Source organism: Amycolatopsis jejuensis (genome assembly GCF_000717335.1).
GTDB classification, from domain to species: domain Bacteria; phylum Actinomycetota; class Actinomycetes; order Mycobacteriales; family Pseudonocardiaceae; genus Amycolatopsis; species Amycolatopsis jejuensis.
In genome coordinates, this window is record NZ_JNYZ01000022.1 from 50,628 (window position 1) to 64,144 (window position 13,517).

A 13,517-nucleotide genomic window follows, 5' to 3' on the forward strand; every position below is an offset into this window, starting at 1 on the left:
GGTCACTCCTGAAACTCGCGGATGTCGGCGATCGCCCCGGCCACCGCGGACGCGGCGACCGTGCCGGAGGACGCCAGGTAGATCTGCGCGTCCGGATGGCCCATGCGCCCGGCGAAATTGCGCGTGCTCGAAGCAATGCACACGTCTTCCGGGCCAAGGGAATTCTGGAACCCGGCGCACATCCCGCACGAGGAAACCGTGACCACGGCACCGGCGTCGGTCAGCGTGGCGACCAGTCCTTCGTGGACAGCCTGCCGGTAGATCGCCTGCGAACCCGGGGTGACGAACAACGTCACGCCGGACGCCACTTTCCGGCCCGACAGCACCGCGGCCGCCTCCCGCAGGTCGGCGATCGTGCCATTGGCGCACGACCCGATGAAGGCGCGGTTGATCCGGGTACCGCGGACGCTGCGCACCCCGGCGGTGTGGTGCACCACCGACCCGGGCAGCCCGACGCGAGGCTCCACTTCGGACAGATCGAGCGTCCGGACGGCGTGGTACTCGGCATCGGCATCGGGGTACACCGCGCCGTCCATGGTGCGGCCACGGGCTTCCAGGTGCGCCCGCAGCACGTCGTCCGGCTCGGCGATCGCGAACTCCGCGCTGACTTCCGCACACATCGTGGTGAGGGTGCGGCGCTGGTCCAGGGTCAGCGTGGACAGTGCCGGACCGCCGAATTCGATGTTCTGCCCGACGTGCGCGCCGTAGTGGTCGGCGAGGTGCAGGAAGACGTCTTTTGCTGCCACGTAAGGGGAAAGCGTGCCGGTGAGTTCGTACCGGACCGTTTCCCCGACCTGGAACCAGGTGACGCCTTTGGCCATGGTGTAGATCAGTTCCGGCGCACCGATCCCACGGGCCGCGCAGTTGAGCGCGCCGCCACTGCACGTGTGGCTGTCCACGCACACCAGCAGCTCGCCCGGCATCGCGTACGGCACGTCTGCGATCAGCTGGTGGCAAATGCCCTGTTCCGGCCCCACGTCGTGCACGCGGGTGATCCCGTGCTTCGCCGCGAACGCCCGGCCGCGCTCCAGCGCCTCCCCGACCTGCCTGCTCGGCGCGGGTACGACGTGGTCGAAGATGACCACGACCCGGTCCGGGTCGAACACCTTCGTCGGCTCGGCCCACATCGAATCGTAGAAGTTCATGTCGAGCGGTACGACGGTGTCCACCGAGGTCACCACGATGTCCCCGGGGCGGACCGAGTCCCGGCCGGCGTGCCGGGCCAGGATCTTCTCGGTCATGGTCAACCCGGTCACGAGAGCAGCTTGCCGATCTCGTCGACCGTGCGGACCCGGCTGATCATGGGCAGCACCCGGGTGAGCGAAAACTCGTGGTACTCCTCGGAAACGCTCGAAGTGGCGTCGGCGGCGACCAGCACCGCGAACCCGTTCGAGATTGCCTCGCGCGCGGTCTGCTCGACGCCGAAGTTGGTCGCGATCCCGGCGATCACCACGGTGTCGACGCCGCGCTCCCGCAACGTTTCGGCGAGGCCGGTACCCGCGAACGCACCCCAGCCCTGTTTGACCACCGGGAGGTCGCTGCCGGGCTCGGCGAGGCCGTCGGCGAGCTGGTCCCAGCCCGCGGGCATCGTCTCCGGAACTGCCGGGGGCGGAACGTCGACCGGCGGAGCCTGCCCGCCCGGGTACGCAACGGTGACCGTGACGACCGGCGCCTGCCGCTCCCGGAACCGGCCCGCCAGCTGCGTTGCCGCGGCCACCACCTCGGCCCCCGTCCGCGGGGCGAGCGGCATCCCGACGACGCCGTTCTGCAGGTCGACCAGCACGAGGGCGGTACTCGACGGGCTGAGCGTCATCGGACACCTCCGGCGCCGTGGCCAGCAGTGATCTTCGATTGCCTTATCATGTTGTAGGACAATACGGCCCGACGGTGAGCCCAGTCAATGACCGGATCCTGGCTCAGCTACCCCGGACCGGCTCGGCTTCCTCCTGGCCGACCGCGAGAATGCCCCGGCGCGTGTCCCGCTGGTGGTTGCGCATCAGCCGTTCGGCCTTCGCCGCGTCGCCGCGCAGGATCGCGTCGGCGATGTCGCGGTGGCACTGCGCGGAGCCCGCCACGGTCAGGTGCTTGAGCGGGGCCGTCGCCCGCGCCACACGCGTCGTGTGCAGGTGGTAGGCCATGACGTGGAGCTGGCGGCCGACCCGCGACAGGATCTCGTTGTCCGCGATGTCAAGGATCACCTCGTGGAAGTGCATGCTCGTGCCGAGGTAGTACGAGAACTCGCCGCCACCGGCGAATTTCTCGTTCTCGGCGACGAGTTTCTCCAGCGTCACCCGGTGGTCGCCCTCGTCGATCCGCCGCGCCGCCGCGGCGGCCGCCGCCCCCTCGATGGCCGCCCGCGCCTCGTAGAGCGACTCGACGTCCTTCGGCAGCATCCGCCGCACCTGCGCCCCGCGTTTCGCCTCGATCACCACGAGCCCCTCGCTCGCCAGCCTGCCGAGCGCCTCCCGCACCGGACCCCGGCTGACCCCGAGCTCCTGCGTCCAGTCCGCCTCGACGAGCCGCTGCCCGCCGACCAGCTCACCGCGCCGGATCCGCGCGCGGAACTCGTCGGCGATCCGATCGACGACCGACCCGTTTTCCCCTGACCTGCTCATCGTCCGATCATTGCACTGTCGGGCAGGATCACCCAACAGCCCTGTCCTACAGACTGGCCAGGAAGGACGCCCGGTACTCCCGCGGCGACATCTTCTTGAGCTCCCGGAAGCGGCGGTTGAAGTTGGACAACGTGCCGAAGCCCGCATCCGCGGCAATGGCCGAGACCAGGCGATCGGTGTCCCGAAGCAGCTGGCACGCCCGGTTGACCCGGACCGTGTTCACGTAGTCCGTGATCGTGAAACCCGTGCTCCGGGTGAACAGCCTGCTCGCCGCGCTGGCATTCATGTGCGCCGCCTGCGCGACGTCGGACAGCGTCAGCGGCGAAGCGTAACTGGTGTGGATGGCGTCCATCATGGCTTGGATCCGCTGTGCCGCACCGTGGTTGACCACCGACGGCTCCCGCCCGGTCGAGAGGACGGTGCGCGGCGCGCGGCTCAGGCCGACGAGGACCCGCAGCAGCTCGGCGGTCCGCTCCGGCGGCGCCAGCCCGGCCAGGTCGGCAAGCGGCGGCGCGAGCCCGGGGAAATGCAGGCCGCGCACCGCGTCGTCGAGCATTCGCTTGACGTTCCCGAACACCGGCGCCTCGAAGAATCCGCCACCGAGGAAGTCGCGGGCGAAGTGGATCACGATCGCGTCGACCGGCTCGCTGTCCAGCGCCGACACATAGGCGTGCGGCAGGTCCGGGCCGAACAGGGAAAGATCGCCCGGCCCGAATGCCTCGGCAGAGGTCCCGGCGAGGCGCGTACCGGTCCCTGCGACGATGTACGCGAGCTCGTATTCGTGGTGGAAATGCCAGTACGGCCCGAGCCGCGGCAGCTGGAATCGCGTGTACCGCCAGTTCACCGGAAACTCCGGGGCGAGATGTTCGTACCGCATGCGCATTGCCGTGCTCCTTTCGCCGAAACCGGGTCCGGGCTGCTGTTGGCAGGTTCCGGTACTCCGGTTGCCGTGAAACGAAATCCGGGGTCCGGGCGGCCCGTGCCGGACTTAAAGTTCCGGCACCAGCGGACGAGCGCTGGGTGACCAGGTCCATCGGCGGGCCCGCGTGCGGACCGCCCTCGACGTGAGGACACCGGACCGCATGACTGCGACTTCCACTTCCACGGCCACCACCGCACTGCGCGGCCGGATCGGCCCGCTGCTGACCGCGATGTTCCTCGTGAACGTCGTGGGTTACGCCGCCAACCAAGCCGCACTCGCGGTGCTGCTGCCCTCGCAAGTCGCGTCCGCGGCCGGTGACCGGGCAGTACCCGCGCTGGCCCTCGTGACCGGAATCAGCGCGATCGCGTCGTTCGCCATCCCGCCGCTGGTCGGGGTGCTGTCGGACCGCACGCGCACCCGGTGGGGCCGCCGCTCGCCGTGGATCCTCGGCGGCGGGATCGCGACCGCGGCCGCGCTCGTGCTCACCGGCGCGGTGTCCACGGTGACCGGCCTGGTCATCGGCTGGTTCCTGGTGCAGGCCACGGTCAACGTCGGCCTGAACATCATCCTCGCGACGATCCCGGAACGCATTCCGCCGAAGCGGCACGGGCTGGCCAGCACCGTGCAGGGACTCGGGGTACCGGTGGGCGGCGTGATCGGTGTCCAGGTCGGCGCGGCGTTCGTGCACTCGGCAGTGGTCGCCTACGCCCTGCTCGCCGGGCTCGTCCTGATCGCGTCCGCCGTGTCCGCGGTGCTCGTGCGGGATCGGTCCGCCGCGGAGATCGACGACCCCGCGCTGCCCCGTCCGGCGATCGGCAGGCAGTTCCTGGCGATGTTCGGCACCCTGCGCGATCGGGACTACCGCTGGGTGTTCGTATCCCGCGCCGTCATCTACCTCGGCTACAACATCGTTTTCGGCTTCAGCCTGTACATCCTGCAGGACTACATCACCCTGCCGTCCGGCGCGACTCCCGCCGGCAGTGTGGCCACCGCGCAGACGCTCACCATTGCGCTCCTCACCGTCGGCACGCTGGTGTCCGGGCCGCTGGTCGACCGGGTCGGCAGGCACCGCGGATTCGTCCTGGTCTCCGCGCTGCTGCTGTCGTCCTCGGTGATCCTGCCGCTGATTTCGCCGACCTGGCCGATGTTCCTGGTGCAGGCCGGGCTGAGCGGCTTCGCCCTCGGCACCTTCCTCGGGGTCGACCTCGCCTTGGCCACCGTCGTCCTGCCCAAGACCGGAGACGCCGGCCGCGACCTCGGGGTCTTCCACATCGCGCTCACCGCGCCACAGGTGATCGCCCCGTTCATCGCGGCGCTCGCAGTCACCGCCGGCGGCTACCACGCACTCTTCATCGTCGGTGGTGTGCTGGCATTCCTCGGCTCGCTGACCGTTCTCCGGGTCCGGCCTCAGCACGTTGCCGGGTGATGGCCTGCTCATGGTGCGGCGCGGCGCTCACTCGTGTGGTGCGCCGCCAGCCGCAGCTCCCCCGCTTCGCGAATCCACACGCTCGTGAACGCGTAATCGATCCCCGCCGCCATCGCGCGGACGATCTCCGGCGCCAGGTCCGCCTGATCGGCGTCGACCTCGGCACGGGCCCAGTGGTCTCCGGTGACGACCACAGTGTCCCCGTATTCGTCCACCGTGCGGATCTTCGTGCGGAACTCCGCGTCCCGCGCGCTCGTCACCTGACGGATGTGGTCGCGTTTGCCCTTACGGGTGCCGTCGGAGCCGGTGTAGTGAAAGTTTGCGTGCTCCGTGCGCTCCACCCATGCCGAGTCGCGCTGGGACATCGCCGTCCGCCACTGCCGGTAGACGTCGTCGATTTCCTCCGCCAAGCCCTCGTCGGCCCGCGGTTCGCCGCGCAACGGGGTCGTGTGATGGTGCAAGAGCCGCCGCTGCGAAGTCCAGACGCTCGAAAAGCGCACGCGGACCCCGGCTCGCATCTGCTCGGTCAGCCGGGTGCTCAGCCCGGCGTCGTCCGGCACTTCGCTGCGTACCCAATGCTCACCGGTCACGATCACGATGTCGCCGAACACCTCGGCCGATTCCACCGTGGTCGCCAATTCGCCCCGTGCGCCGTGCTCGGCAATGCGCAGATGGGCGGTCTTGTCTTTCCGCGATCCGTCCGGGCCGAGGTAGCTGAACCGATCGTCCTCAATGGACTCGAACCATGCGACATCCTTGGCCCGCAAGGCTTCCGCCCACTGCTGGTACAGCTTGGCGAACTCGTCGAGCATCAGTTCCTCCTCAATAGGCGTCCTCGAGCAATTCGCGCAATTGCGCGGCACTCGCGGCGCGTGGGTTGTTGCGTCCGGCGAAGCTCCCGGCGGCCGCCTCGGCGACCGGACCCAGCGCTTCCCGGGGTACGTCGAGATCACGGAGACGACGTGCGACGTCGAGCCGGTCGAGCAGGCCGTCAAGTGCTGTGTTGATGACAGGCAGTACGTCCGCGATCGCCGTTTCGTTGTACCGCAGCACATGCGGCAGCAGCACCGCCGCCAGGTCGCCGTGTGGTGCGCCGGTCGCCGCGCCGAGCTGATGCCGCAGCGAAGCTCCGATCCCGGGGAAGACCTGGGCGGAGAACACGCCGAACATGCTCAGCCACACGCCGCGGAAACACTCCAGCGCCGCCTCCGGGCTGTGTTCGCGCGGCAGATTCCGGGCAATTCTCCCGATCGCGGCCAGCCCCAGGGTGGACACCACGTCGTGCCGGTCGCGTCCGGAAACCTGTTCGATCGCGTCCGACAGGATTTTGATCCCGGACGCGTGCCACAGCCGTGGCGGCGTTTCCGCAGCGAGCTGGGGGTCCAGGACAACGAGGTCCGGAGCGAGGTGGTCATAGCTGTAGAGGTGCTTGTGCCCCAACGTTTCGTCGGTGATCCCGGCGGTGTTGCTGAACTCCGCCCCGGCGAGCGTCGTGGGCAGGCAAACGAGCACCGTCGAGCGCCGTTCGGCGGTCATCAGCCCGAAGGCCGGGTCACGGCGGAGCGCGTCGAAGTCGTCCACCGTTGTACAGCCGTGGTCGCGGGCCAGACACGCCGCCTTCGCGGAGTCGGTGACACTGCCTCCGCCGAGGGTGACGACGGTGTCGATGGACAGCTCTTCCATCACCCGGGCCAGCCGCAAGGCCGATTGCCGCGGCACATGCGCTTCGACCTGGGTGTACCGGCCGACCAGCCGCGAACCGATCAAGCTTGCGACGGTGTCGGCGAGCGTCCCCGTGCGGTCGAGCGTGCGGGACAACACCAGCAGGCAACGTTTAGACCCTCGGGCGGCGAGCTCGTCCGGCAATTCCGCAAGCGCACCCTCGTGGTCGAGGACGCACCAGCGCTGATGCCAGTTCTCGAATCGCCCCACCGGCTCTCCTCTCCAAACAGTTCACCGACGTGGTTCACCGGTAAACGACGACGTATGCGGCAACCCACCAAACGCTTCCGTCAGTCGCGACAGATCCGCCGGATCCGGCCGCACCTCAGCCGCCGCAACCGTCGACTCCAGCTCCGCGATCGACGCAGGCCCGATGAGCGGCGCCGTGACGAACGGCTGATGCAAGATCCACGCGACCGCCAACGCCGCCGGAGTAGTGCCCAGCTCCCGCGCCATCGCGACCAGTTCACCGACCGCCGCCCGCGTCGCCGAGCTCTCCCACTGCGCGTAAGGCCCAGGCCGCTGATGCATCCGCGACCCGGCCGGATACTGCCCCGGTTCCTGCCGGTGGTACGCGCCCGCGAGCCAGCCACCCGCCAGTGGGCTGTGCGGGGTGTAGGCCAGCCCGTAACGTCCGGTCACCACGCCGAAGCCGCGGCGATCTTCCTGCTGCAGCAGGCTGAACCCGTTCTGCACCACCGCCGGGGCACGCCAGCCGTGTACCCGGCACACGTGCACGCATTCGACGACCAGCCACGACGGAACGTTGCACAGGCCCCAGTCCCGGATCTTCCCCTGCCGGATCAGGAGGTCCATGGTCTCGCACAGTTCCGGTACCGAGGTCGTCGCGTCCAGGTGGTGCGCGAGGTACACGTCGATGGTCTCGACCGACAGCCGCCCGAGGCTTCCGTCCACCGACCGCAGGATCTCGTTGCGGGACAACAGGTCCTGCCGTCCGCGGGCAGCGTCGTGCCGTCCGGTCGGCTGGCCTGCTTTCGTGCAGACCACCACTGATTCCCGGCGGCGCGGGCCGCCGCGGGCGAGCCACGCGCCGATGGCTCGTTCGCTCGCCCCGTCGCCGTAGGAGTTCGCGGTGTCCAGCCATGTCACTCCGGCATCCAGCGCCGCGCCCAGCAATGCATCGGGGTCCACTGTGGAACTTCCCCAGGTCGACCGGTCGCTGCCCACCCCGCCGAAACTGCCGCAGCCGAGAATGAAGGGACTCATGCCGACTGCCAAGCGATCAGGCGCCGCCGGACGAGCTGCAGTGCCCCGTCGATCAGCAGCGCCAGCACGACCGTCGTGCCGATCGCCGCCCACACCTGGTCGATCTCGAAGGCGCCCTGGCCGGCCACCATCCGGTAGCCGAGCCCGCTCGCCGGTCCGAAGAACTCGCTGATCAGGGTTGCCTGCAGGGCGAACCCGAAGGTGATCCGCGACGACGCAAGCAGCCAGCCCGCAATACTCGGCAGGTACACCGAACGCAGCACGACCCAGCGGTTGCCGCCGACCACGCGCACGTGCGCAACGAGGTCACCGTCCACTTGCGACAGTCCAGTCAGGACATTGAGAACGGCGAAGAACAGGATCACGAAGACGACGAGACCGACCTTCGACGCGAACCCGAATCCCAGCAGGATCCCGAAAAACGGGTAGAAAACCATGCGCGGCACCGAATTGAGGAACGCGAGAAACGGCGACACGACCGCGTACACCCGCGGCGCCGCGAACAGCCCGATCCCCAGCACACTGCCGAGGACGACCCCGGCCACCCAGCCGACGACGAGCACGCCGACCGTCACCGCGGTGTCCGACAGCAACGTCCCCTGCCTCGCCCACTGCCCGAGCACGTCGAGCACCCCGGACGGCGAGCCGAAGAAGAACTCGTCCAGCCATCCCCGGTCCGCACCGACCTGCCACAGAACCACCACCGCGGCCACGACTCCGGCCTGCAGCGCGATCATCCTGGCTTTCATCCGTCGCGCCACCTCGCCAGCCGCCGGTCGCACCAGGACAGCAGGGCGTCGGCACCCACCCCGACGATCGCCACGAGCACGATCGCGGCCATCACCTGCGCGGGCGAGACGGTCGCCTGACCGTGCGCGAGCAGGTACCCGAGCCCGTTGTTCGACCCCATCATCTCCGTCAGTACCCCACCGAGCAGGGCGAACGCGACCGACAGCCGCGCGCTCGAGATCAACGCACCCCACACCGTGGGCAGGATCAGCTCCCGCAGCCGCCACCACCACGAAGCACCCAGCACCCGCAGGTGGTCCTCCTGGTTCTTGGCCACCTGCAACACGCTCGTGAAGACGCTGTAGAAGACGATGAAGAACACCCCGATCGCGACGAAGGTGACCTTGGACAGGTCCCCGACGCCGAACCACAGGATGAACAACGGGATCAGCGCGACCTTCGGCAGCACGTTCGCGGCCGCGACAAACGGGGACAGAAACCGGCTGAGCACGTCCACCTGGGCCAGGAGAAGCGCCGTCGCGCTTGCCACGAGGCAGCCGAGGATGAGCCCGATGAAGGCCACTCGCACGGTCGCGTAGGCGTCGAGCCATACGTAGTCGGGACCGAACAGCCAGCTGCGCAACAGTTCGGCGACGTCAGCCGGGCTGCTGATGAACGCGCGGGCGCTCGTGGCCGCAAGTGCCTGCCAGAGCCCGATCACGACCACCAGCAGGAGCACCTGCATAACGCCGGTGCGCCGGATCATCGCGGCTGCACCCCCAGCGCGCGATACGCACCGTCGATCACGTCGGCGGTGAACGACGCCTGCATCTGCTGGTCGGTCAGCTTCAAGCGGTACAGCTCCTCGGCCATCCCCTTGGTGTCCGCGACCGTTTCCGCCGTCGGAACCCCGCTGACGTTCGCGAATGCCGTCGCGACCAGCTGCCATTCCTTCGGGTCCCAGCGCAGGCCGGTGAACACCTTCGCCATCGCCGCGGGATCGCCCGACTTCTCCTGCACCTGCCGGAGACCGCGGAGCTCGGCCCGCACCACGGCTTCCACCTCGGCGCGATGGTCACGCAGGTAGCCGTCGGTCGCGGCAATGCAGTTTCCCGTGTGGGAATAGGGGAAAAGCCGGTCGGCGGCATCATTGGTGTTCAGCACGACGTACCCGGTGCCCTTGTCCACGATCTCCTGCGCGGTCCGCGAGTCCACCGAAACCAGGTCCGCCCGACCTGCGGCGAGCGCCGGCTCGGCAGCGGCGGGCGAGCCGAGCGCAATGCCGTGCTGCCGCGCCCAATCCAGGCCGGCGTGCTTCGCCGCCATCTCGGCGATCTGCCGTCCGGACGAGCCTTCCGAGCTGTACCCCCAGGTCGCCCCGTCGTAGGCGGCGAGGTTCTTGCCCCGGCTTTCGCGGTATTTCGCCGCCCCCATGAGGATCACGCTGCCTCCGCCGGACAGCATCATCACGCATTTCAGCCCGCGGTCCTTGGCATTGAGCTGGGCCACCGTCGCCGCCGGGACGAACGCGAGCTGGACGTCACCCGAGCTGAGCGCGGCAAACAGCGGCCCGCCCCCGGAAAACTCGGTGACCCGGTAGTTCGCCTTGACCTTGCCCAGTTCCTCGGTGAGCATCCCGCCCGCGGCCGCCGCATGGTGCGGCGCCCAGGTGAACGATGGGAGACTCGCGATGCCGAGGGTGACGGTGCCTGCCGTGGCGTCCGTCCGACCGCCGTTCGCGGGCGGGGCGCACCCCGCCGAAACCAGAGCGGCACCCGCGGCGAGCGCCACGACCACCCGTTGCCGAAAGCGTGCCACGAGAACCTTCCTTCCTGACCGCCGCGGAGTGCGCCCCCGCGGCGGAACCGTCCACTTCGGACTCATCGGCCCGCGAGCTCCCGCTGCCCCGCGGCCTGTACCTCGGCCCGCAGGTCGTTCCAGATCTTCGAGTAGAGACCGGCGAAGTTCGGGTCGCTCTTGGACTCGAAGACGTCACGCGGGCCGGTCAGCTCGATCCGGTGATCGCCGATGACCCGTGCCGGACCCGCCGACATCACCACCACCCGGTCGGACATCACGATCGCCTCCTCCAGGTCGTGGGTGATCAGCACGACCGACTGGCCGCCGTCCGCGCACAGCGCGAGGAGGTCGTTCTCCATCAGGCTGCGGGTCTGCACGTCCAGCGCGCTGAAGGGTTCGTCGAGGAGCAGGATGTCCGGTTCGTAGGCCAGCATCACCGCGATCGCGACCCGCTTGCGCATCCCGCCGGACAGCTGGTGCGGATACTTCCCGAAGTGCTGCCCGAGCCCGACCCGCTCCAGCCAGGTCCGCGCCCGGCCGAGCGCGTCGGCCTTCCGGATGCCCCGGCACCGCAACGGAAGCGCGACGTTCTGCTCGGCCGTACGCCACGGCAGCAGCGCGTCCCGCTGGAACGCGAAGCCGATTTCCGGGACGAGCCCGCGTACCTGCTCACCCCGGACGAGGATCGTCCCGCCACTCGCCTCGGTCAGGCCCGCCATCATCGACACCAGCGTCGACTTCCCGCAGCCGGACGGCCCGACGATCGACACGAATTCACCGGCCGAGATGGTCAGGTCAAGGCCGGAGATGACTTCCCGCGCCCCGTCCCCGGCCGGGAACGCCTTCGAGACACCACAGACCTCGATCACGGATCGAACCTCGCTCGCCGGCACTGGCGACCTCCCGGGACTCTGGTGGCGCTGGGAACTTTCGCCACACCATACAAATGTCGACTCTCTTCGTCAAACCTCTCATCATCTTGGTTCTCATCTTTCTCGGTGACGGCCGAGACCCGTTGACGGCGCTTCGCGGTGAGCTTATTGTCCTACAACATGGTAGTGCAAAAGTCGCCCATCGACGGTGCGATGCTCCGAAAGGTCGCCGGTGAGCTGGCCACCGGCGTCACGGTGGTCACGACTACCGTCAACGGCCGGTTCCACGGCTGCACCGCCAACGCCGTGACGAGCGTGAGCCTCGAGCCGCCGCTGGTGATGGTGTGCCTGGCGCAGACAGCGTCAACCCACCCGATGATCTCGGCGGCCGGAGTGTTCGCCGTCAACATCCTCCCGGACACCGCGGCCGCAAAAGACATCTGCACGACCTTCGCCGGAAAACGCGACGACAAGTTCTCCGGGATCACCTGCCACCCCGGACCCACGGGCGCGCCCCTGCTGACCGGCACGGTCGGCTGGTTCGACTGCACCATCGAAACCACCCACGACCTCGGCGACCATACGGCGTTCATCGGCCGGGTCGTCGCAGCAGAACAGCAGGGCGGCTGTCCGCTGGTATTCCACCGGGGACAGTTCCACAGCTTGGCAAACTGACCCCGGCGTTCACCCCACCCGGGAATCGGCCAGCCGGGAATGCTTGCGGCTGTAGGCGAAGTACACGACCACCGCGAGGGCGGCCCACACGAGGAATGCCCAGATGGTGATCGACTTGAGGGTCAGGATGATCCATCCGCAGCCGACCACTGACAGCACCGGCGTGACCGGGTAGCCCGGCACGCGGAAGCTCCGCGGCAGTTCGGGTGCGGTGCGGCGCAGGACGATGAGCCCGATGGCGACGATGCTGAAGGCGACCAGGGTGCCGATGCTGGTCAGTTCCGCCAGGAAGGTGATCGGGAGCAGCCCGGCGAGCAGCGCCACCGAGGCGGTCACGATGAGGGTGTTGTGGATCGGGGTGCGGGTGCGGGGATCGACGCGGTGGAAGATCGGCGGGACGAGGCCGTCGCGGCCCATGGCGTACAGGACGCGGGTTTGCCCGTAGAGCGTGACGAGGGTGGCGCTGAAGATCGAGAGCACCGCGCCTGCCGCGATGAGCGTGCCCGGCCAGCTTGCGTGCGTGAGATCCTGCAGGATTGCGGCAAGTCCGGCCTTCTGTCCTTCGAACCGCTCGACCGGCTGAGCCGCGACGGCGACAATGGCGACCGCGATGTAGGTGGCCGTGACCGCGAGCAGCGTGATCAGGACCGCCAGCGGCAGGTTCCGCCGGGGGTTCCGGACTTCCTCACCGGCAGTGGAGACGGCGTCGAGGCCCACGAAGGTGAAGAAGATGGCGCCGACGACCGAGATGACGCCGGAGAATCCGAACGGGGCGAACTGGGCGAGGTTGTCGGAATTCCACCCGGTGGCGCCGATGAGGATGAACAGGCCGAGTACGCCGAGCTTCAAAGTCGTCATGATGGCGTTGGCCCGTACCGATTCGGTGGCGCCGCGGATGAGCAGGAGCGCACACAGTGCGATGAGCAGCACGGCGGGCAGGTTGATGATGCCGCCTGCCTCGGGGGCATTGGCCAGCTGCTCGGGAATCCGGAAGCCGAAGACGTTGTCCAGCAATTGGTTCAGGTACTGCGACCAGCCGACCGCGACCGCCGCCGCGGACACGCCGTATTCGAGCAGCAGGCAGGCTCCGACGATCATCGCGGCCAGTTCGCCGAGGGTGGCGTAGATGTAGGAGTAGGACGAGCCGGCAATCGGCACCGCGCCGGCGAATTCCGCGTAGCAGAGCGCGCTGATCCCGGCGACCGCACCGGCGATCAGAAAGGACCAGACCACCGCGGGCCCGGCCTGCGGGACGGTCTCGGTGAGCAGGAAGTACACGCCGGTGCCGATGGTTGCGCCGATTCCCAGCATCACCAGCGGGAACAAACCGAAGGAGCGGGCGAGCTCACCGCTGCCGGACTCGGCCACCATCTGGGTCACGGGCTTGCGGCGCAGCAGGTCGGCGATGAGTCCGGCCACGGGTCCTCCTGAGACGGGCGTCGGCTGGCGGTTCACGGGCAGCGCCGCATCCCCACAGTGTGCTGACCGTCACGTGATTGATCTTGTTGTTTTCCACAAATGTCGTGGTG

Annotated in this window: 14 protein-coding genes; 2 read left to right on the forward strand and 12 right to left on the reverse strand. The window is 68.7% G+C overall.

The features are described from left to right. Positions 1–2: 2 nt before the first annotated feature. The 4 genes from OO71_RS29015 to OO71_RS29030 form a co-directional block, all read right to left on the reverse strand. Entirely contained in the window at positions 3–1,256 is a 1,254-nt protein-coding gene (locus OO71_RS29015; protein ID WP_245633805.1) for a 3-isopropylmalate dehydratase large subunit, read from the reverse strand. Continuing rightward, a complete protein-coding gene (locus OO71_RS29020) occupies positions 1,253–1,813 on the reverse strand; it encodes an isochorismatase family protein (RefSeq protein ID WP_033293110.1) in 561 nt (186 codons plus the stop codon). The genes OO71_RS29015 and OO71_RS29020 overlap by 4 nt, the downstream gene beginning before the upstream one ends. Positions 1,814–1,916: 103 nt before the next feature. Continuing rightward, positions 1,917–2,615 (reverse strand): GntR family transcriptional regulator, encoded by a 699-nt coding sequence (locus OO71_RS47745; RefSeq protein WP_051792428.1) that lies wholly within the window; start codon positions 2,613–2,615, stop codon positions 1,917–1,919. 46 nt (positions 2,616–2,661) lie between these two features. Next, positions 2,662–3,492 carry an AraC family transcriptional regulator gene (locus tag OO71_RS29030; RefSeq protein ID WP_162186117.1) on the reverse strand — a complete coding sequence of 277 codons (831 nt, stop codon included), beginning with the start codon at positions 3,490–3,492 and terminating at the stop codon, positions 2,662–2,664. A gap of 205 nt (positions 3,493–3,697) precedes the next feature. Here OO71_RS29030 and OO71_RS29035 point away from each other — a divergent pair, with 205 nt between their 5' ends. Further along, complete coding sequence (locus OO71_RS29035) at positions 3,698–4,963, forward strand: MFS transporter (protein ID WP_051792429.1); 1,266 nt, start codon at positions 3,698–3,700, stop codon at positions 4,961–4,963. Between the two features lie 8 nt (positions 4,964–4,971). On the opposite strand, the gene OO71_RS29040 is transcribed toward OO71_RS29035, so the two are convergent. From OO71_RS29040 to OO71_RS29070, 7 genes are all read right to left on the reverse strand, one after another. Next, a complete protein-coding gene (locus tag OO71_RS29040; protein WP_033293112.1) occupies positions 4,972–5,775 on the reverse strand; it encodes a nuclear transport factor 2 family protein in 804 nt (267 codons plus the stop codon). A 10-nt stretch (positions 5,776–5,785) separates the two neighbouring features. Next, positions 5,786–6,895 carry an iron-containing alcohol dehydrogenase gene (locus tag OO71_RS29045; protein WP_033293113.1) on the reverse strand — a complete coding sequence of 370 codons (1,110 nt, stop codon included), beginning with the start codon at positions 6,893–6,895 and terminating at the stop codon, positions 5,786–5,788. A gap of 21 nt (positions 6,896–6,916) precedes the next feature. Further along, positions 6,917–7,912 (reverse strand): aldo/keto reductase, encoded by a 996-nt coding sequence (locus tag OO71_RS29050; RefSeq protein WP_084145366.1) that lies wholly within the window; start codon positions 7,910–7,912, stop codon positions 6,917–6,919. Next, a complete protein-coding gene (locus OO71_RS29055; RefSeq protein ID WP_084145367.1) occupies positions 7,909–8,661 on the reverse strand; it encodes an ABC transporter permease in 753 nt (250 codons plus the stop codon). Before OO71_RS29055 ends, OO71_RS29050 begins: the two co-directional genes overlap by 4 nt. Next, on the reverse strand, positions 8,658–9,407 hold the full coding sequence (locus tag OO71_RS29060) for an ABC transporter permease (RefSeq protein WP_033293116.1): 750 nt from the start codon (positions 9,405–9,407) through the stop codon (positions 8,658–8,660). Before OO71_RS29060 ends, OO71_RS29055 begins: the two co-directional genes overlap by 4 nt. Further along, complete coding sequence (locus OO71_RS50365; protein WP_162186118.1) at positions 9,404–10,459, reverse strand: ABC transporter substrate-binding protein; 1,056 nt, start codon at positions 10,457–10,459, stop codon at positions 9,404–9,406. Before OO71_RS50365 ends, OO71_RS29060 begins: the two co-directional genes overlap by 4 nt. 62 nt (positions 10,460–10,521) lie before the next feature. Beyond that, a complete protein-coding gene (locus tag OO71_RS29070; RefSeq protein WP_245633806.1) occupies positions 10,522–11,310 on the reverse strand; it encodes an ABC transporter ATP-binding protein in 789 nt (262 codons plus the stop codon). 183 nt (positions 11,311–11,493) lie between these two features. On the opposite strand from OO71_RS29070, the gene OO71_RS29075 reads away from it, so the two are divergent. Beyond that, positions 11,494–11,988: a flavin reductase family protein gene (locus OO71_RS29075; protein WP_033293119.1), complete on the forward strand. Its 495-nt coding sequence runs from the start codon at positions 11,494–11,496 to the stop codon at positions 11,986–11,988. 9 nt (positions 11,989–11,997) lie between these two features. Here the strand turns inward: OO71_RS29075 and OO71_RS29080 are convergent, their stop codons facing one another. Then, positions 11,998–13,407, reverse strand: a complete 1,410-nt coding sequence (locus tag OO71_RS29080) for an APC family permease (RefSeq protein WP_033293120.1) — start codon at positions 13,405–13,407, stop codon at positions 11,998–12,000. Between the last annotated feature and the right edge of the window lie 110 nt (positions 13,408–13,517).

Coding starts and splice junctions, on each gene's coding strand:
- OO71_RS29020 (WP_033293110.1), bottom strand. CDS start 1,813: ATGACGCTCAGCCCGTCGAGTACCGCCCTCGTGCTGGTCGACCTGCAG.
- OO71_RS47745 (WP_051792428.1), bottom strand. CDS start 2,615: ATGAGCAGGTCAGGGGAAAACGGGTCGGTCGTCGATCGGATCGCCGAC.
- OO71_RS29030 (WP_162186117.1), bottom strand. CDS start 3,492: ATGCGGTACGAACATCTCGCCCCGGAGTTTCCGGTGAACTGGCGGTAC.
- OO71_RS29035 (WP_051792429.1), top strand. CDS start 3,698: ATGACTGCGACTTCCACTTCCACGGCCACCACCGCACTGCGCGGCCGG.
- OO71_RS29040 (WP_033293112.1), bottom strand. CDS start 5,775: ATGCTCGACGAGTTCGCCAAGCTGTACCAGCAGTGGGCGGAAGCCTTG.
- OO71_RS29050 (WP_084145366.1), bottom strand. CDS start 7,912: ATGAGTCCCTTCATTCTCGGCTGCGGCAGTTTCGGCGGGGTGGGCAGC.
- OO71_RS29055 (WP_084145367.1), bottom strand. CDS start 8,661: ATGAAAGCCAGGATGATCGCGCTGCAGGCCGGAGTCGTGGCCGCGGTG.
- OO71_RS29060 (WP_033293116.1), bottom strand. CDS start 9,407: ATGATCCGGCGCACCGGCGTTATGCAGGTGCTCCTGCTGGTGGTCGTG.
- OO71_RS29075 (WP_033293119.1), top strand. CDS start 11,494: ATGGTAGTGCAAAAGTCGCCCATCGACGGTGCGATGCTCCGAAAGGTC.